19 protein-coding genes are annotated in these 18,842 nt (G+C 65.5%); 3 read left to right on the forward strand and 16 right to left on the reverse strand.

Translation table 11 applies throughout. From position 1 onward, the window contains the following. Positions 1 to 14: 14 nt before the first annotated feature. Complete coding sequence (locus RVU70_RS07295; protein WP_363350462.1) at positions 15 to 374, forward strand: DUF488 family protein; 360 nt, start codon at positions 15 to 17, stop codon at positions 372 to 374. Here the strand turns inward: RVU70_RS07295 and rsmA are convergent. The 6 genes from rsmA to purL all read right to left on the reverse strand — a co-directional run bounded on the left by rsmA (position 368) and on the right by purL (position 5,840). Next, a complete protein-coding gene (gene rsmA, locus RVU70_RS07300) occupies positions 368 to 1,216 on the reverse strand; it encodes a 16S rRNA (adenine(1518)-N(6)/adenine(1519)-N(6))-dimethyltransferase RsmA (protein ID WP_363350464.1) in 849 nt (282 codons plus the stop codon). The genes RVU70_RS07295 and rsmA overlap by 7 nt on opposite strands. Beyond that, positions 1,213 to 2,208, reverse strand: coding sequence for a 4-hydroxythreonine-4-phosphate dehydrogenase PdxA (gene pdxA, locus RVU70_RS07305; RefSeq protein ID WP_363350466.1), 996 nt, complete (start codon positions 2,206 to 2,208; stop codon positions 1,213 to 1,215). The genes rsmA and pdxA overlap by 4 nt, the downstream gene beginning before the upstream one ends. Before the next feature lie 290 nt (positions 2,209 to 2,498). Next, positions 2,499 to 2,741, reverse strand: a complete 243-nt coding sequence (locus RVU70_RS07310; RefSeq protein ID WP_363350468.1) for a hypothetical protein — start codon at positions 2,739 to 2,741, stop codon at positions 2,499 to 2,501. A gap of 217 nt (positions 2,742 to 2,958) precedes the next feature. Further along, a complete protein-coding gene (grxD, locus tag RVU70_RS07315) occupies positions 2,959 to 3,300 on the reverse strand; it encodes a Grx4 family monothiol glutaredoxin (protein ID WP_363350470.1) in 342 nt (113 codons plus the stop codon). A 49-nt stretch (positions 3,301 to 3,349) separates the two neighbouring features. After that, positions 3,350 to 3,580 carry a BolA/IbaG family iron-sulfur metabolism protein gene (locus RVU70_RS07320; protein WP_363350472.1) on the reverse strand — a complete coding sequence of 77 codons (231 nt, stop codon included), beginning with the start codon at positions 3,578 to 3,580 and terminating at the stop codon, positions 3,350 to 3,352. A 19-nt stretch (positions 3,581 to 3,599) separates the two neighbouring features. Next, positions 3,600 to 5,840 (reverse strand): phosphoribosylformylglycinamidine synthase subunit PurL, encoded by a 2,241-nt coding sequence (gene purL / locus RVU70_RS07325; protein WP_363350474.1) that lies wholly within the window; start codon positions 5,838 to 5,840, stop codon positions 3,600 to 3,602. A 291-nt stretch (positions 5,841 to 6,131) separates the two neighbouring features. On the opposite strand from purL, the gene RVU70_RS07330 reads away from it, so the two are divergent. Further along, positions 6,132 to 7,064, forward strand: coding sequence for an OmpW family outer membrane protein (locus RVU70_RS07330; protein ID WP_363350476.1), 933 nt, complete (start codon positions 6,132 to 6,134; stop codon positions 7,062 to 7,064). A 211-nt stretch (positions 7,065 to 7,275) separates the two neighbouring features. Here RVU70_RS07330 and RVU70_RS07335 read toward each other — a convergent pair whose 3' ends face one another. The 10 genes from RVU70_RS07335 to hemE form a co-directional block, all read right to left on the reverse strand. Further along, positions 7,276 to 8,154, reverse strand: coding sequence for a ParB/RepB/Spo0J family partition protein (locus RVU70_RS07335; RefSeq protein WP_363350478.1), 879 nt, complete (start codon positions 8,152 to 8,154; stop codon positions 7,276 to 7,278). Between the two features lie 35 nt (positions 8,155 to 8,189). Beyond that, entirely contained in the window at positions 8,190 to 9,008 is an 819-nt protein-coding gene (locus RVU70_RS07340; protein ID WP_363350480.1) for an AAA family ATPase, read from the reverse strand. Next, positions 8,992 to 9,639 carry a 16S rRNA (guanine(527)-N(7))-methyltransferase RsmG gene (rsmG, locus tag RVU70_RS07345; protein ID WP_363350482.1) on the reverse strand — a complete coding sequence of 216 codons (648 nt, stop codon included), beginning with the start codon at positions 9,637 to 9,639 and terminating at the stop codon, positions 8,992 to 8,994. The genes RVU70_RS07340 and rsmG overlap by 17 nt, the downstream gene beginning before the upstream one ends. Continuing rightward, complete coding sequence (gene mnmG / locus RVU70_RS07350; protein WP_363350484.1) at positions 9,636 to 11,480, reverse strand: tRNA uridine-5-carboxymethylaminomethyl(34) synthesis enzyme MnmG; 1,845 nt, start codon at positions 11,478 to 11,480, stop codon at positions 9,636 to 9,638. The genes rsmG and mnmG overlap by 4 nt, the downstream gene beginning before the upstream one ends. Before the next feature lie 55 nt (positions 11,481 to 11,535). Next, complete coding sequence (mnmE, locus tag RVU70_RS07355) at positions 11,536 to 12,834, reverse strand: tRNA uridine-5-carboxymethylaminomethyl(34) synthesis GTPase MnmE (protein WP_363350486.1); 1,299 nt, start codon at positions 12,832 to 12,834, stop codon at positions 11,536 to 11,538. Between the two features lie 2 nt (positions 12,835 to 12,836). Further along, entirely contained in the window at positions 12,837 to 13,805 is a 969-nt protein-coding gene (locus RVU70_RS07360) for an aromatic ring-hydroxylating dioxygenase subunit alpha (RefSeq protein WP_363350488.1), read from the reverse strand. A gap of 35 nt (positions 13,806 to 13,840) precedes the next feature. After that, entirely contained in the window at positions 13,841 to 14,791 is a 951-nt protein-coding gene (locus RVU70_RS07365; protein WP_363350490.1) for an HNH endonuclease, read from the reverse strand. A 96-nt stretch (positions 14,792 to 14,887) separates the two neighbouring features. Next, entirely contained in the window at positions 14,888 to 16,156 is a 1,269-nt protein-coding gene (gene rho / locus RVU70_RS07370) for a transcription termination factor Rho (RefSeq protein WP_363350491.1), read from the reverse strand. Between the two features lie 159 nt (positions 16,157 to 16,315). Next, positions 16,316 to 16,735, reverse strand: coding sequence for a protoporphyrinogen oxidase HemJ (gene hemJ, locus RVU70_RS07375; protein WP_363350493.1), 420 nt, complete (start codon positions 16,733 to 16,735; stop codon positions 16,316 to 16,318). 1 nt (position 16,736) lies between these two features. Beyond that, a complete protein-coding gene (hemE, locus tag RVU70_RS07380; RefSeq protein WP_363350495.1) occupies positions 16,737 to 17,777 on the reverse strand; it encodes a uroporphyrinogen decarboxylase in 1,041 nt (346 codons plus the stop codon). Between the two features lie 435 nt (positions 17,778 to 18,212). Here hemE and RVU70_RS07385 point away from each other — a divergent pair, with 435 nt between their 5' ends. Then, entirely contained in the window at positions 18,213 to 18,839 is a 627-nt protein-coding gene (locus RVU70_RS07385; RefSeq protein WP_363350497.1) for a Maf family protein, read from the forward strand. Positions 18,840 to 18,842 lie beyond the last annotated feature (3 nt).

Here is an 18,842-nt window from a genome sequence, read left to right on the forward strand (position 1 = left end):
GCTATCTGCGCCAGATGCACGCCCTTCGCCTCAAGCGCGTCTATGAGCCGCCGGAACAAGACGACGGCCTGCGCGTGCTCGTCGACCGGCTGTGGCCGCGTGGCCTCGCCAAGGAAAAAGCCGCCGTCGACCATTGGGCGAAGGAGGCGGCCCCCAGCAATGAGCTGCGCCGCTGGTTCGGCCATCTGCCCGAGCGGTGGGAAGAATTCGCCGCGCGTTATCGCGAGGAGCTGGAACGCCCCGAGTCGCAGGCGGAGGTCGCAGCGATTCGCCGGCTTCTGCGAGAAAGCCGGGTCACGCTGCTTTTCGCCGCGCATGACGAAGAGCGGAACAACGCCGTCGTGCTGCGCGATGTTTTGCGCGCGCCTCACTGAGCCGCGAAAGCGTTGGCGAGCGCCACGAAGCCGGCGACGTCGATCTCCTCGGCGCGCTTCGTCTCTTCAATTCCGGCCCGCGCGAGGAGGCCGCCGGCGTCGACGCCAAGAGACTTCAGGCTTTGTCGTAACATTTTGCGGCGTTGGCCGAAGGCCGCCTGCGTGACGCGCGACAGCGCGCGCGCGTCGCAGGGCAGGGGGGTCGGGTTGGGAATGAGCTCGACCACCGAGGACGTCACTTTTGGCGGCGGCGTGAAGGCCGCGGGCGAGACGTCGAACAAGATGCGCGCCTTCGTGCGCCAGCCACAGAGCACCGCCAGTCGTCCATAATCGGCGCGCTGGGCGGGCGTCGCGACGATGCGCAGCGCCACCTCCTTTTGAAACATCAGCACGTAACGGTCGAAGACCGACGGCCAGGGCTCGACCTCGATCCAGCGCGCGAGCAGAGCGGTCGCGACATTATAGGGAAGATTGGCGCAGATGCGGGCGCCGTGCGGAGCGCCCTGCGCCCGCGCCAGCGCCGCGACGTCGATCTCGAGCGCGTCGCCCTCGACGATGGCGAGGCGCCCAGGATAATGCGCGGCGATTTCGGCGAGCGCGGGCAGGCAACGCGCGTCGCGCTCGATTGCGACGACGCGGGCCCCCTGCGCGAGCAGCGCGCGGGTGAGGCCGCCGGGGCCGGGGCCGATCTCCACGACGACCGTGTCGTCGAACGGCCCGGCGGCGCGGGCGATTCGGCCCGTAAGATTGAGATCGAACAGGAAATTCTGGCCGAGCGCCTTCCTCGCGTCGAGCCCATGACGCAGGACGACCTCGCGCAGCGGCGGAAGCGCGTTGGTCATGAAGTCATCCGTCCTGCGAGCCTGATCGCCTCGATGAGGCTCGTGGGGTCCGCGACGCCTTTGCCGGCGATGTCGAAGGCCGTGCCATGGTCGGGCGAGGTGCGCACAAAGGGCAGGCCCAGCGTGACATTGACCCCGCGATCGAAGGCCAGCGTCTTGATCGGAATGAGCGCCTGATCATGCGTCGGACAAAGCGCGACGTCGTATGTGGCGCGCGCCGCCGCATGGAACATGGTGTCGGCGGGGAAGGGGCCGCGCGCGTCGATCCCCTTGGCCCGCAACGCGTCGATCGCCGGCGCGATCGTGTCGATCTCCTCGCGGCCGAGGGCGCCGTCCTCGCCCGCATGCGGGTTCAGCCCCGAGAAAGCGAGGCGCGGCTTCGAAAGGCCGAAGCGGTCGCGCAAGTCGCGCGCGACGATCTCTCCCGTCTCGACGATGAGCTCGCGCGTCAAGCGGCGGGGCGCCTCGCTCAAGGGGATATGAATGGTGATCGGCACGACGGCGAGCTCCTGCGACCACAGCATCATCACCGCTCGCCACGCGCCGCCATAATGGCGCGAGGCCAATTCGCCGAGGAACTCGGTATGGCCGGGATGCGCGAAGCCGGCGGCGTAAAGGACCGATTTTGCGATCGGATTGGTCACGACCGCGCGCGCCGCGCCGGCGACGACGCTCTCCACGGCGCGTTCGATCGACGCCACGGTCGCCGCCGCATCCTCCGCAAGCGGCGCGCCGAAGGCGCCCCGCACCGGCCGCCCTACCGGAACCACCGGAAGCGCGCGGGCGAAAACCGCCGTGGCCTCTCCTGCGCCGGTCTCTTCGATGGGCGCGTCGATCCCGAGCGCCTGCGCCGCGCGCGCCAGCTGCGCGGGATCGGCGACAACGAAAAAGGGGGGCAAAGCGGCGGCGGCGCGCGCCATATAGGCCTTGAGCGTCAGCTCGGGGCCGATGCCGGAGGGATCGCCTTGCGTGACGGCGAGGGGGAGTATCACGGCGCGGCCGATTGCTCATGAGTGGACATGCGGGACACTTGCCCATATGGGCCCGGAAATCAAACGCCGGCTGGCCCTCCGATGACATCGCTTTTTTGGATGGCGGAGCGCCGCTCGCGGCGATGTGGAACCTTCCGAACCATGCCGCGCGGCCGAATTTGTTGCAGCGCAGTAAAAATTTTCTTCCCTCGCGCAGCGGGGAGGGGCGGGCCTGGCGCCATGGATAGCTGAAATGCAAAACCCCGGCGGACCGCCGGGGTTCTTTTCTTCAATCGCCGTCAAAGAGCGGCTTAACGCGCGCCCTCGAGAATGATGTTTCCGGAGGGATCATGCGGACGGTTCTGAAAGACCTGCTCCGGCTGGCGCCGCATTGCGTCGCGCGGACGCGCGCTGAGCGCCTCGTCACGCTGATGCGCAGCGGTCGCGTCCTGCCAAACCTGGCCGAAATCGAAATAGCGCTCATAGGCCAACGCGGAGCCAGCGGATAACAGGAGGCCGAGCGCTGCTGCAGGCAACATCCATTTCAACGACATTGTTCTCCTCCACTCCAAAGCGCCGAGGGACGCCGGCGTTTCATGAAGAACAGTGTCCGTCATTTGCCTGTCACAAAAAAGTGCAGGATTCTCGCCTCTCAAATTTTGCTTGTGCGCCTGCGGCGCCGGCAGGCCGCCTGCCGATCCATCGAAAAAACAAATGCGCGCCGCTTGGTTGGCGGCGCGCAGACGTCTTGAATCTCTGTGTCAGAAGCGCTCAGGCTTTGCCGGCCTGCGCGTGCGGCACGCCTTCCTTGTCGAACAGCGCGACGAGCTCGCCCGACTGGAACATCTCGCGGGTGATGTCGCAGCCGCCGATGAACTCGTTCTTCACATAGAGCTGCGGGATCGTCGGCCAGTTGGAAAAGGCCTTGATGCCTTCGCGAATGTCGCCGTCGGCGAGGACGTTGATCGCTTTGTAGGGCACGCCGAGGTGGTTGAGGATCTGCACCACCTGCATGGAGAAGCCGCATTGCGGGGCCTGCGGCGTGCCTTTCATGAAAAGCACGACGTCGGAAGATTCGATCTCGCTTTTGATGCGGCTGCTGATGTCGGACATCTGTTTTTTCCTTTCACGCGGCGTTCAAGGCGCCGCCGGCTCTCATTGTTTAAGGGGCGCGGGTCGTCAGCGCCAGCGCATGCAGCTCCGTGCCGAGCCGGGAGCCGAAGGCGGCGTTGACGAGCTGATGCTGGCGCACGCGCGTGAGCCCGCGAAACGATTCCGAGACCACGGTCGCGGCCCAATGGTCATTGTCGTCCGCGAGCGCGGTCAGTTCCACCGTGGCGTCCGGCAGAGCTCCCTTGATGATCTTCTCGATTTCCGAGGCGGGCATCGGCATTCGGTTCGTCCTCTTTGCGTCATGAATTGTTGGAAAAGGCTCCGTCGTCTCCGCCCATATAGGCCGGAAGCGGCGATTCATGCGCGCGGCGGAGATCCGAGAGCAATATCGGCGCCTCGCCCGGCAGGTTCAAGGAATCGCCGCCCGTGACGCCGATGGGCTGGACGGGAACGCCCCGCGCCGCCGCCGCGGCGCGAATCGCGGCCGCAGCCTCTGTCGATGCGGCGAGGAGATAGCGCCCCTGGTCCTCGCCGAAGAGCGCCGCATGCGCCGGCCCGTCGGGCAAGGCGTCGAGCGTCGCGCCGATTGCGCCCGCGAGCGCCATTTCGGCGAGCGCCACGGCGAGGCCGCCGTCCGCGAGATCATGCGCCGCCGTGACTTTGCCTCCGAGGATCTGAGCGCGGACGAAATCGCCGTTGCGCCGCTCGGCGGCGAGATCGACCGGCGGCGGCGCGCCCGCGCGGCGTCCGCAGAGATCGACGAGATAGGCCGACTGGCCGAGCCAGCCTGCCGTGTCGCCGATCAGGAGGATGACGTCGCCAGCGCGGACGAAGCCGGTCGGGGCCGACTGCGCGACGTCCGCAATGACGCCGACGCCGCCGATCGCCGGCGTCGGCAGAATGCCGGCGCCCTGGGTCTCGTTGTAGAGCGAGACGTTGCCGGAGACGATCGGGAAATCCAGCGCCGCCGCGGCCTCGCCGATCCCCTGCAGGCAGCCGACGAACTGGCCCATATATTCGGGCCGCTCGGGGTTGCCGAAGTTGAGGTTGTCGGTGAGCGCCAGCGGCGTCGCGCCGCGCACGGTGATGTTGCGCCAGGCCTCGGCCACGGCCTGTCTGCCGCCCTCGACGGGGTCGGCGGCGCAATAGCGCGCGGTGACGTCGGTCGTGAGCGCGAGGCCCTTGGGGCCGTCCTTGACCCGGATCACCGCCGCGTCGCCGCCCGGCTGACGGACGCTGTTGCCGAGGATGAGATGGTCGTACTGCTCCCAGACCCAGCGCTTCGAACAGAGGTTGGGCGTCGCAAGCAGTTTCAACAAGGCGTCGCGGTTCGATAGGGGCGGCGTCACGGACGCCGGGTCGATGACCGGCTGCTTCGGGGTCCGAACCCAGGGCCGGTCATAGACCGGCGCCTCGTCGCCCAATTCCTTGATCGGCAGATCGGCCTTCACCTCGCCCTCGTGCTTGACGACAAAGCGCAGCGTGTCGGTGGTCTTGCCAACAATGGCGAAGTCCAGGCCCCATTTACGGAAGATGGCCTCCGCCCGCTCCTCGAGCTCGGGCTTCAGCACCATGAGCATGCGCTCCTGACTTTCGGAGAGCATCATCTCATAAGCGGTCATGCCTTCTTCGCGGCAGGGCACGGCGTCGAGATCGAGCTCGATGCCGAGATTGCCCTTCGCCCCCATCTCTACGGCGGAGGAGGTGAGGCCGGCGGCTCCCATGTCCTGAATGGCGATGACGGCGCCCGAGGCCATGAGTTCGAGACAGGCTTCGAGCAGGAGCTTTTCGGAGAAAGGATCGCCGACCTGGACGGTTGGGCGCTTCTCCTCGGCGTCGGCCTCGAAGGAGGCCGAGGCCATGGTCGCGCCGTGAATGCCGTCGCGCCCGGTCTTGGAGCCGAGATAAACGATCGGATTGCCGACGCCGGCGGCCGCCGAATAGAAAATCGAATCAGCGCGGGCGAGGCCCACCGCCATGGCGTTGACGAGAATATTGCCGTCGTAAGACGAATCGAATTCCGTCGAGCCGCCGACCGTCGGCACACCGAAGCTGTTGCCATAGCCCCCGACGCCCGCCACGACGCCCGAGACGAGATGGCGGGTCTTGGGATGCTCGGGCTGGCCGAAGCGCAGAAGGTTGAGGCAGGCGATCGGCCGCGCCCCCATGGTGAAGACGTCGCGCAAAATGCCGCCCACGCCCGTCGCCGCGCCCTGATAAGGCTCGATGAAGGAGGGGTGATTATGGCTCTCCATTTTGAAGACGCAGGCGTCGCCGTCGCCGATGTCGATCACGCCGGCGTTTTCGCCAGGGCCGCGAATCACCCAGGGGGCCTTGGTCGGCAGCTTGCGCAGATGGATGCGGGACGACTTGTAGGAGCAGTGCTCGTTCCACATCGCCGAGAAGACGCCGAGCTCGGTAAAGCTGGGCGTCCGGCCGATGAGCGAGAGGATGCGCGCATATTCGTCGGGCTTGAGCCCATGCGCGGCGGCGAGTTCGGCGTCGACTTTCGGTTCGGCTTTCGAGGCGATGGCGGTCAATGGGGCGGACCTTGCGCAAGGGGCGGCGCTTTTTTGGGCGCCGCTGCGGCGCATCATGCGCCGATTTGCCCGAGGTTCTCAGGCGTTTCTCGCCGTCTCGATTAGCGCCCGCCGTGCTGCAAAGCAACAGCGCCGGATTGTTGCGCAAGAGCCACAATAAGGAAGAATGAACTCTCCACAGGCTTTTTCTTGATATTTATCAAGCAGCGCAGGACTGAAACATAGCAACCTTCGCTCGACTCGGCGCGACGGCGTCGACCGTCTGCCAAGAGAATTCTAATGGGGGTTCCGATGAGGAATATTGTCCGCGGCGCTTTTGCTGCGATTGCCATGGGGACGGCCGCCGTCTCCGCTTACGCGGCCGATCTGCCTAGCATCAAGGCGCCGCCGCCGCCGCCGCCGGTGATCGAACCCTTCCATCCGTTCCAGGTCCGCCTCAAGGTCGGCGGCGTGATCCCGACCGAGGGCTCGGCCTACATCACCGACCGCGGCACCGGCAGCTATCTCGCCGTGCCCGGCATCAACCCCTGGCCGCAGACGGCGCTCAACACCCTCGGCTACAGCGGCGGCCCGACGACGCCGTTCTTCGGCGCCAATACGAACATCTCCTCGTCCATCGTCCCGATGATCGACGTCGCCTATTATCTGACGAAGAACTGGGCGATCGAGGCGATCTGCTGCGTCACCCCGCATCACGTGACCGGCGTCGGCCCGCTTCAGGGCGCGAGCGTCATCAAGACCTGGGTGTTCCCGCCGTCCCTGATGCTGCAGTATCACTTCACGAATTTCGGCGCCTTCCAGCCCTACGTCGGCGTCGGCGTGAACTTCACCGCCTTCTGGGGCACCCGCGCCGGCAACCAGACGCAGCCGATCGCCGCGATCAACCCGGCCCTCGCCACCGCGGTCCCCGGCTTCACCGCCTGGACCAGCGCCTATTCGGCGAGCATCACCCCGTCCTGGGGCGTCGTCGGCCAGGCCGGCATCGACTATATGTTCAACGACCGCTGGGGCGTGAACGTCGACGTCAAATACATCATGATGGAGCCGACCGCGCATGTGTGGGCCGTCGCCAATACGACGCCGGTCTCGGTGGGCAGCGGCTGCTTCAACTGCGGTCCGGTGTTCGTTCCGCTGAACCTCGCGGTGAAGATCAATCCGGTCGTCATCTCGGGCGGCCTGACCTACCGCTTCGGCGCCGACTGGGGCGTTCCGAGACTGTTCTGATCGACTTAACCCCCCGAAACAGAAAACGCCGGCCCCTCGCGGGGCCGGTTTTTTTGTGATTCTGTGCAGCGTCCTCGTTCTTTTTCGACCAGCGTTCTGGGGACGTGGCCGAAGCGATTACGAAAGTCAAAAAAACGGAGGAGCCGCGAAGGCGGCGTCTCGCGCGCGCCGCGCGTCGCCTGCCGATCAGACGCCCTTGCCCGACTTCTTCCTATTCGCCGAGCAGGCGACAGATGGCGTCGAGCTGGTCGAGGGTCTGATAGCGGATGCGGACCTCGCCGCGCTCCCCTTGATTCTTGATTTCCACGGCGAGGCCGAGCGCGTCGGCGAGCGTCTTTTCCAGCGCCCGCGTGTTCGCGTCCTTTTCCGGCCGGGGCCGCTTGCCGAGCGATGATCCGCCAGGCGCGCCCCCCGCCTGTTGCTCCTGCGCCAGCGCCTCGACGTCGCGCACGGTCAGGCCGTCTTCGACAATGCGCCGCGCCACGGCCTCGGGATTCTCGACCGCGAGCAGGGCGCGGGCATGGCCGGCGGAAATCGCGCCGTCGCGCACCAGGGCCTTGGCCGATTCGGGAAGATTCAGCAGCCGCAGCGTATTGGCGACATGGGAGCGGCTCTTGCCGATGATTTTCGCGACGTCGCTCTGCGAATAGCCGAATTCGGCGCCCAGGCGCTCATAGCCCTTGGCTTCCTCGATGGCGTTGAGGTCGGCGCGCTGCACATTTTCGATGATGGCGAGTTCAAGCGCTTCCTTGTCGTCGGCCTCGTGAATGACGATCGGCACCTCGGCGAGCCCGGCCGCCTGCGCCGCGCGCCAGCGCCGCTCGCCCGCAATGATCTCATAGGCGTCGGCGACGCCGGGGATGGCGCGCACGACAATGGGCTGGATGACCCCCTTTTCACGAATCGAATTGGTGAGATCGGCCAGATCCTCTTCCCGAAACTGGCTGCGCGGGTTTCGAGGATTGGGGCGCAAAAATTCGATCGGCGCCTTGCGCTGACCGCGCGGCCGCTCGACGGGCGCGGCCTCTCCAGCGTCGCCCAGCAGCGCGGCCAGGCCGCGGCCCAGCCGTCGGCGCGGTTCTTCAGCCATATTTCCCCTCTCCCAATGGCGTCATTACGCGAAGATCAAGCCGCGCGGAGGTTTTTTTCCCGCTGAATCACCTCGGAGGCGAGCCGCAGATAGGCCTGGCTCCCCTGACATTTGAGGTCATAGAGCAGCACCGGCTTGCCATGCGAGGGCGCCTCGGACACACGGACATTGCGCGGGATCATGGTCTCATAGACCTTGTCGCCCATGAAGCGGCGGACGTCCGCCGCCACCTGGGTCGCGAGATTATTGCGCGGGTCATACATGGTGAGCACGACGCCGTGGATCGACAGCTTCGGATTGAGCGTCCGCGTGACCTGCTCAACGGTGGAGAGAAGCTGCGACAGGCCTTCGAGCGCAAAAAATTCGCATTGCAGCGGCACAACCACCGCGTCGGCGCTCGCCAGCGCGTTGATGGTCAAAAGATTAAGCGAGGGTGGACAGTCGATGAGAATATAATCGTAGCGCCTGCCGTCATGCAGCTCGGCGGCGACGAGTTCGGCGAGCGCGCGCTTCAGACGGAAGGCGCGGTCCTTGTCGCCCGCGATTTCGAGCTCCACGCCGAGCAGATCGAGCGTTGATGGCGCAATGGACAGGCGGGGCACCACGGTCTCGACAATGGCGTCGGCCAGGCTCGACTCGCCGAGCAGAACGTCATAAGTCGAGAGGGTGCGGCTCTTGCGATCGACGCCGAGGCCGGTCGAGGCGTTGCCTTGCGGGTCCAGGTCGATGACGAGGACCTCCTCGCCCACCGCCGCCAGGGCGGTGCCGAGATTAATCGCCGTCGTCGTCTTGCCGACGCCGCCCTTTTGATTGGCGAGGACAAGCACGCGCGGCCCGTTAGTCTGTCCGGTCAAAATCTGCCTCAGGCGGTGAATTGACGACGATCAATCTGGCGCGCGGATGTGTGCGACTCTCAATTGTCCTAATGTCGAAATTACCGAGGCGGCGGGCGGCGGTCAATTCGTCCTGCCACTCCTCCCCCTTCAAAAACACGCCCGTTGCGCCGTTTTCCAAGGGTTTGCGCGCCAATTCCATGAGCCGGCCGAGCGGGGCCAGCGCACGCGCGCTGATGGCCTCGACTTGTCCTACGAGCGGCGGGAGCGCGCCCTCGATTCGTTCGGCATGCACCGTTGCAGGCGCGCCTGTTTCACGTGAAACAGCGCGCAGAAAAGCGGCCTTGCGTTGGTCGCTTTCAATGAGATGGACCCGAGCGCCGGGACGATCCTTGAGCAATAAGGCCGTCACCAGGCCGGGAAAGCCGGCCCCCGACCCCAGATCCGCCCACGTCTTGGCTTCCGACGCCGCCGCGAGGACCTGCGCCGAATCGGCGAAGTGCCTCAGCCAGACGTCGTTGACGCTGTTTGGCGCAACAAGGTTGATCTTGGCCTGCCAGCGCCGCAGCAAGGTCTCATAGAGGCTGAGCTCCTGCTCGATTGGCCGGAGCGCTGGGAAACGCTCGAGCGCCTTTGCGCGTCCGGCGCTCACGCCCGGCGGGCCCGCGCGGCGAGCAAGGTCAAGGCTGAAGGCGTCATGCCGTCGATGCGCTGGGCCTGGCCGAGGGTGCGGGGCCGCAGGAACGCCAGCTTGCCGCGCAACTCGGCCGAGAGACCGGCGATCGACTCGTAATCCAGCGCCGCCGGCAGGGCGAGTTGCTCATCACGGCGAAAGGCGTCGATGTCCGCCTGTTGGCGGTCGAGATAGACGGCGTAACGCGCGTCTGTCTCGATCCGCTCCGCCGTCGCCGCGTCGATTTCGGAGAGTTCGGGCCAAATTTGGCTCAGGCGCCCCACCGTAATCGCGGGCAGGGCGAGCAGGGCGAAGCCGGTGCGCCGCTGCCCGTCCTGATTGACGGGCAGCCCCTGCTTGAGCGCCGCGGCCGAGGTGAGCGAGACGCCTTCCAGCAAGACGCGGGCGCGCGTCATTTGCTCGGCGCGGGCGGCGAAAATCTGCCGGCGGGCTGGCCCGACGCAGCCAAGGTCGATCCCCCTGGGGGTCAGCCGCTCGTCGGCGTTATCGGCGCGCAGGGAGAGCCGATATTCGGCGCGCGAAGTGAACATGCGATAGGGCTCGCTCACGCCGCGCGTCACCAGATCGTCGATCATGACGCCGAGATAGGCCTCGGCGCGGTCGAAAACGATCGGGGCCTGATCCGCGGCGAGCCGCGCGGCATTGAGACCGGCGACGAGTCCCTGCGCCGCCGCCTCTTCATAGCCGGTCGTTCCGTTGATCTGTCCCGCGAAAAACAGTCCCTTCAGGCGCTTGGTTTCGAGCGCCGGCGTCAATTCGCGCGGATCGACATAATCATATTCGATGGCATAGCCCGGTCGCAGAATGCGCGCCGCTTCCAGCCCCGGGATGGCGTGGATGAACGCCTCTTGCGTAGCGACGGGCAGGGAGGTGGAAATCCCGTTGGGATAAACCGTGTCGTCGTCCAGTCCCTCCGGCTCGAGAAAGATCTGATGGCCGTCACGATCGCCGAAACGCGTGACCTTGTCTTCGATCGAGGGGCAATAGCGGGGCCCCGGGCCGGAAATCGCCCCGGTTTTCAGTGGCGAGCGATGCAGATCAGCGCGGATCAATTCATGCGACTGCGTGGTTGTCCGGGTCATCGCACAGGCGATCTGCGGATTCTCGAGGCGCGTGGTGAGCGTCGAAAAGGGCTCGGGCGCTTCGTCGCCAAACTGCTTTTCGAGTGCGTCCCAGCGGATCGTCTTGCCATCCAGGCGCGGCGGCGTGCCGGTCTTGAGCCGCGCAACGGCGAAGCCGGCCGCACGCAACCGGCGTGAGAGGCCCAGCGCCGGCGGATCGCCCATGCGGCCGGCGGGCGTGCGCACATCGCCGATATGGATGACCCCGCCAAGGAACGTCCCCGTTGTGATCACGACGGCTTCGGCGCGGATCTCGTCTCCAGCAGCGGTCACCGCGCCGCGCACGCGATCGCCCTCGACCAGAAGATCTTCGACCGAGCCCTCGAGTACGGCTAGGTTCTGCGTCGCCTCGATCGCCGCTTGCATGGCGGCGCGATACAGCTTGCGGTCCGCCTGAGCGCGCGGTCCGCGGACGGCAGGCCCCTTGGAGCGGTTCAGCATGCGGAACTGGATGCCGCCGAGATCGGCGACGCGGCCCATCAGGCCGTCGAGCGCGTCGATCTCGCGGACAAGCTGGCCCTTGCCGAGCCCGCCGATCGCGGGATTGCAGGACATGACCCCGATCGTTTGGCGGGAATGGGTGATCAGCGCGGTCCGCGCGCCGACCCGCGCCGCAGCCGCGGCGGCTTCGCAGCCCGCATGGCCGCCGCCAATCACAATCACGTCGAAGGATCGCATCGCCTGCACAGTTCCTGGCCCCAGCTTGCCTGTTTCACGTGAAACAGGCTGCCTGCTACTTTCCAATGCAAAAGCGGGAGAAAACCGCGTCGAGCACGTGCTCGACGTCGACGGCGCCGACAATGCGCCCAAGCGCCCGCGCTGCGGAACGTAAATCCTCCGCCACAAATTCCAAGTCTTTTTCGCGCGCCTCGGCGGCTTCGACCGCGAGAAGGGCCGAGGCCACGGCGGCGCGGTGCCGCTCACGAATGAACAGAGCGGCGCCGCCGTCGCCCAGTCTCGCCTCGGCCCGCGCCGCAACGGCTGCAAACAGCTCTTCCAGCCCGGCGCCGGTCGAAGCTGAAATGCCGAGCCAACCTCCGGGGGCGGTAAAAAGATCGCCTTTGGTGGCGATCTTCAAGACCTGCGTCCCCCCCGGGATATGCGCGGGCTCGGTCTCGCCGCCGGGCGACAGCCACAATAGCAGATCGGCGGTTTCGACCCGCCGCAGCACGCGGTCCACGCCGATCCGTTCGATCTCATCCGCCGCTTCGCGCAGCCCCGCGGTGTCGATGAAGGTAACCGGGAGACCCTTCAAATCGAGATGGGCCTCGATCATATCGCGGGTCGTGCCGGGGGTCGGGGAGACGATCGCGAGGTCACGACGCGCGAGCGCGTTGAGCAGCGTGGATTTGCCGGCGTTGGGCGGCCCCAGCAGCATGACGAGGAAGCCCTCGCGCATCCGCTCGGAGGCCGGGGCCTCGGCGAGCGCCGCCTGCATCGCGCGGCAAAGCGGCGCGAGGCGCCGGCAGAGCCCGTCGCGGTCGAAACTCCCCACGTCAGCCTCGTCGCTGAAATCGAGTTCGGCTTCGACGAGCGCCAGAGCGTCGACGAGCGCCGCGCGCCAGTCCTCCACCTGCCGGCGCAAGGCCCCGCCGGCGATGCGCAACGCCTGGCGCCGCTGCCCTTCGGTCTCCGCGTCGATGAGATCCGCCAGCGCCTCGGCCTGGGAGAGATCCAATTTGCCATTGGCGAAGCCGCGTCGGGCGAATTCGCCGGGCTCAGCCGGACGCAGGCCCGGACGGCGCGAGAGCGCCTGGAGCACGGCGTCGACCACCGCCCGGCCGCCGTGAATATGCAGCTCGGCATAGTCCTCGCCTGTCGGGGACTGGGGCGCGGGGAAAAACAGCGCCAGCCCCTGATCGAGCGCCTCGCCGTTTTCCGGGTCGCGCAGGGTGACGAAGCGGGCCTGACGGGCGGCGCCCCGTGCGCCAGTGAACTCCACCAGAACAGTCCCGGCAGCCGGTCCCGAGAGTCGGATCACGGCGATCGCCGCGCGACCCGCCCCGGAGCCAAGGGAAAAAACCGTATCCATGGCTAGCCCGCAGAAACCCGCGCAGGCGGATGCGCCTCACTGCCGCGAAGCCGCTGCCGGTAGATGCGGCGGAAGGCGAGGGTGGGCGCGTCGGTGCGGACGGACGCTTCCTCGCCAGGCGGCGGGACTTCGCCCGGCAGGGACGACTCGACGATCCGCCGGTCCTCGGTGGCGATACGGCCGTTCATCAGTCGGAACACTGGATGGAGCAGCGGCGAGCGGGCAAAATCCCGGAGAGTGAGCAGCAGCAGCCGGGTCGTCCTGTCGTCTTCGGGGATGCAGGCCACCATGAGACGCAACAGCTTCCCCGGCGGGTCGATGCAGAGCTCCATGACATTGGGAAAGCGGTAGTCGAGGCTCCCCGGACGCGTCTCGCCATTGATTTCATTGGAGATATGAAGCCCGTAGGGGCGCTCCTGCAGGAGCATGTCCATCCGCGCGCCCTCAACGAGCCGGCTCAACTCCTTGCCGATCGTCCGGCGATGGACATAGGGCAGATGCGGCATGTCGAGCATATTTTCCATCACCCGCGTCCAATGAGCGCGCCAAACGACGGACTGGGCGCACAGCACGACCTTGGGGGCGGTAAAACTCTCCGAGACGTCAGGCTCGGTCGGCGGCGCGAAGCCCGTATGGAGCCACACGAGCCCGGCGATCTCGCGCACGGGCAGGGCGATGGCGCTCAGGGTTTCGAGCTTGGCGTCCGGATTCCAGGGGACGCCGCAATTGCGCCCCGTCCCGTCGAACCGCCAGCCATGGAAGGGGCACTCGATCTCGCCCCCCGCCACCCGGCCGAGCGACAAAGCCACGCCCCTATGCGGGCAGCGGTCGATGAGCGCGGCGGCCGTGCCGGCGGGGTCGCGGAAGAGAACGACGCGCTCGCCCGCGATCCGGAGCGGGAGCGGCGTCCCGGGTCTCAAATCCCCGGAAAGGGCGACGAAGGTCCAGACATTGGCGAAATTGGCGAACATTCCGTGCCTAGCGTCCGACGTTGGGGATGGAGGGATCAACCTTTGAAGACATTGCTTCGATGCCATGCCAAGAATTTCGGGTGGGGGCGCAAATCGGGCCTCTTCGGGACAAGCAGCCGCTCATTCCCGCCGAGGAAGCGGTCAATCGTATCCGGAAGCCGATCTTTCGCGAGGAGCAGCCTGTAATCGTCATCCACTGAGATCAGACCCCTGTCGAACATCCAATGGAAAGTTCCCGAGAGCGCCATGCCGTTGCGGACACTGTCGGGCCCACGGTGCTCGACCGGTCTAATATGCGCGGCCTGAACCTCGGAGCGACCGCCGCCGTTGATTATCTTAACGCCGCACATGGCGCAGGTGTCGAGGTAAGCGTCTTTCACCGCAGCAGCAAATGCCCTGTCTCTAAACGGCCGCGACGTGAGTTGTTCGATGATCCGACGATCCTGTTCGAGGGGCTCGTCGTAGATAAATTTAGATCCTTCTTCGGAAAAGCCCGGAATCGGCTGCAAAGGCGCTTCGGGGATGTCTGGCGCTAATCGAAGGCGCGGTTCGGCCCCAATGATGTGACCAAAGCCGGCAGCCCAAATCAAATCGTACTCGGCGTCGCTCAGATTTCGAACCGCGCGCCCGAATGCGCCCTTGTTCGTCGAGCCGTCCGGCTTCTCAAGACCGGACTCGTAAAAGTGGCTTCCTTCGCGGAAATGAACCGGACGCGTGAATTGAAGATAATCCTCTACCTCTGCGAAAAAATGATCCGCGCGTGTCGGATCGGGGGCGACGCGGACGAGACGCGCCGTTGCAAAATAAACCTGCGCGCCGCCTCGGCTGGCTGGGTCGTTTGAGGATCGCCTCGGCTCGTAATAGACGATCCAGTCGCCGACTGCGCGTTCCACCTGATTCAAATAAGTCTTTGGAAAATGATAACGCACCTCGGGGAGGTCGTCATAGGACGACGCGCTCTTCGTGGTGAACACCGCCTTCGTCATGGTCTCGCCCGGCGACGCTTCAGCCCAAACCCCAAAGCGCAGCTTGTCACCTACTGCGGCGCGCCCGAAGGACAGCGCGCGCCGCAGCTTGGCTCGTTAGGTGTTCATCGAATCGAAGAAGGCCTGATTGCCCTTCGGGGTTTCTCTGAGCTTTCCGAGCAGGAATTCGATGGCGTCGACCGTGCCCATCGGATTGAGGATGCGGCGCAGGACGTACATCTTCTTGAGTATGTCGGGCGCGACGAGCAGGTCTTCCTTGCGGGTGCCGGAGCGCGTGATGTCGAGCGCCGGGAAGACGCGCTTGTCGGCGACCTTGCGGTCGAGAATGATTTCGCTGTTGCCGGTGCCCTTGAACTCTTCGAAAATCACTTCGTCCATGCGCGAGCCGGTGTCGATCAGCGCGGTGGCGATGATGGTCAGCGAACCGCCCTCCTCGATATTGCGCGCCGCGCCGAAGAAGCGCTTGGGGCGCTGCAGAGCGTTGGCGTCGACGCCGCCGGTCAGCACCTTGCCGGATGACGGCACCACGGTGTTGTAGGCGCGGCCCAGACGCGTGATCGAATCGAGCAGGATCACCACGTCGCGGCGATGTTCGACGAGGCGCTTGGCCTTTTCGATCACCATTTCGGCGACCTGCACATGGCGCACCGCCGGCTCGTCGAAAGTCGAGGAAATGACTTCGCCGCGCACGCTGCGCTGCATGTCCGTGACTTCCTCGGGACGCTCGTCGATCAGCAAAACGATCAGATAGCATTCCGGGTGATTGGTGGTGATCGACTGCGCGACGTTCTGCAGCAGCACCGTCTTGCCCGTGCGCGGCGGCGCGACGACCAGCGCGCGCTGCCCCTTGCCGATCGGCGCGACGAGGTCGATGACCCGCGCGGACAGGTCTTTCTTGGTCGGATCGTCGATTTCGAGCTTCAGGCGCTCGTCGGGATAGAGCGGCGTGAGATTGTCGAAGGGCACCTTGTGGCGCACCTTCTCGGGATCCTCGAAATTGATGGTGTTGACCTTGAGAAGAGCGAAATAACGCTCGCCCTCTTTCGGGCTGCGGATCATGCCCTCGACCGTGTCGCCGGTGCGCAGTCCGAATTTGCGGATCTGCGAGGGCGACACGTAGATGTCGTCCGGACCCGCGAGATAGTTCGCGTCGGGCGAACGCAGGAAGCCGAAGCCGTCCTGCAGCACCTCCACGACGCCCTCGCCGACGATCTCGACGTCGCGGCTGGCGAATTGCTTCAAGATCGCGAAGAGCAGCTCCTGCTTGCGCAGCAGCGACGCATTTTCGACTTCATGCTCCTCGGCAAAAGCAAGAAGCTCGGCGGCGGACTTTGCCTTCAAGTCCGAAAGTTTGATTTCCCGCATGTGGGCCTTCGATAAGAGACGAGCGTTCGGAGAGAGGGCAGGGGGATGGGAATAAATGTTCCGCACGCCGAGACAGTGCTTCGGCGGTCGACGACTCGACTATCTGCCAGAGGTGAGGATTATTCTCATAAAGGTTTTTTCCGCGCGACGCAAGCGCCCTCAGAAGGGCTTCACGATCGCCATGACGACGATCCCGATCATGAGCACGGTCGGAACCTCGTTGATTGCGCGGAAGAAACGCGAGGAGTGACGGTTGGCGTCGCTCGCGAACCGCCGGAGCAGCGCGCCGTCATAAAAATGGGCGCCGGTGAGAAGCAGGACAAGCCCGGCCTTCACATGAAACCAGCCCTGGGCGAAGGCGCCGGCGTCCGCCGCCATGAACGCTCCGGTGAGCCAGGCGACGACCATCGCCGGGGTCATGATGTAGCGATAAAGCCGCCGCTCCATGATCTTGAAGGTCTCGGACTGCGGCCCGGACGCCGTCTCCGCGTGATAGACGAACAGACGTGGCAAATAAAGCAGCCCCGCCATCCAGCTGATGATGGCGACGACATGCAAGGCCTTGATCCAGAGATACATTCTAGCTCCTGCCGAAACCGCGCCTCACCTTGGCGACGAGACGCTCGACATGCTCGATCGGCGTTTGCGGCAAAATGCCATGTCCGAGGTTGAAAATATGTGGACGACCGTGGAAGGCGTCGAGAATCGTATCGATTTCGCGATCGAGCGCCGAACCGCCGGCGAGCAGCGCCAGCGGATCGAGATTGCCCTGCAGGCAGACGGTCGAGGCGGTTTCGCTGACGGCCCAGCTGGCGTCGAGCGCCGTGTCGAGCCCATAGCCCTCGGCGCCGAGCCGGCGGGTCAGCCCCGGAAGCTGCGCGTCCGCGCCGCGCACGAAGGCGATGACCGGCGTCGCCGGGCGCTTCTCCTTCAGCGCCGCGACCATGCGGGCGATGGGCCTGGCGCACCAGGCCTCGAATTCATTGGCCGGGAGGACGCCCGCCCAGCTGTCGAAAATCTGCACGACTTCGACGCCGGCGTCGACCTGGCGGGTCAAATAGTCGACCGAGGCCTCGACCAGCCGGTCGATCAGTTGCTGAAACGCCTCGTGGTGCCGGAAAGCGAAGAGGCGGGCGGGTGCCTGGTCGGGCGTGCCCTTGCCCGCGATCATGTAGCTCGCAACCGTCCAGGGCGCGCCGCAGAAACCGATGAAGGCGACGTCGCCGGGCAACTGCGACTTCACCCGATCGATGGTCTCGAAGACGGGCGAGAGTTTCTCCACCTCGAAGGCGCCGAGACGGGCGACGCCCTCGGGCGTCTCGATCGGCGCGAGCCGCGGCCCCTCGCCCGTCTCGAAAGAGACCGTCTGCCCCATGGCGTCGGGAACGACGAGAATGTCGGAAAAGAGGATCGCCGCGTCGAAGTGGAAGCGCCGAATCGGCTGAAGCGTCACTTCGGCGGCCATGGCCGGCGTGTAGCAGAAATCGAGGAAGCTTTTCGCCTGCGTCCGCAGCGCTCGATATTCCGGCAGATAGCGTCCCGCCTGACGCATGAGCCACAGCGGCGGGACCTCTTGCGCGACGCCGCGCAGGGCCGCGATCAGGGGTTTTTCCTCGGTCAAAGCTCACATCTCCCGCATCACTCGGCTCAGGTCCTTGCAAATGTGACGTAGCCCGAAAGCCCAAAAAATTAAAATCCTTTAAAAAAGGATTGATTTACTTTTTGTTAACCAACGATCGGCAGTGGTTAATTTTTGTTAACCTTTTCTCCACAGGGCCGGCCGGGCGGGACGACTCTCCCGCCCGCCCGCCGAGAATCGGGAAGAGCGATAAAAATATTTATTATTCAATTACTTACTTCTAGAGCTCGCTGGGGAAAAACCGGGCTCTGAATGTTTATGAGTCTTGAGCCGTCGATTCACGGCGCCGCGTTGGAGATCGGCTTGCCTGTTGAAAGCCGGTCGTGGATATGCCCAGCTGTCGACAGCGCCCCGTCGAGACGAGCGCGCCGTCCCCGCTTTCCAAAGTTTTTAGCCCTGGCTGTGGATGAGCCATTCGTGAGCGAAGCCCCGTCCTTCTCCCTCTGGCGCGCCGACGCGCCGCTGATTCTCGCCTCGAAAAGCGCCGGCCGGCGGCAGGTGCTGGCTCAGGCCGGCCTGCCCTTCGAATCATGGCCCGCTGACGTGGACGAGCGTGCGATCGAACAGGCGCTCGGTCCTGTCGGCGCCGATTCGGTCGCGCAGGCGCTCGCCCGCGCCAAGGCGCTTGCCGTCTCGGTCGAGGCGCCGGGGCGTCTCACGCTCGGCGCCGATCAGGTGGCAAGCTGCGGCGAGCGGCTCTTCGGCAAGCCCGAAAGCATGGAGAAGGCGGCGGCGCTCTTGCGCTTTCTTTCCGGCCGCCGGCATCGGCTGCACGCGGCCATCGCGCTCGCGCGCGATGGCGCGGTGATCTATGAGACGGTGGCCCACGCCGATCTCGAGATGCGGCCTTTGAGCGACGCCTTCATCGACGCCTATCTCGCGGCGATGGGAGAGACGGCGCTGACGACGGCCGGCGCCTATCAGGTCGAAGGTCTGGGCGCGCATCTTTTTCAAGAGGTTGCGGGCGATCACTGGACGATCATGGGCCTGCCGTTGTTGCCGCTTCTCGACGTTCTGCGTCGCATCGGCGCGCTCGTCGGGTGATCT

Source organism: Methylocystis echinoides, from assembly GCF_040687965.1.
Classification (GTDB): Bacteria; Pseudomonadota; Alphaproteobacteria; order Rhizobiales; family Beijerinckiaceae; genus Methylocystis; species Methylocystis echinoides_A.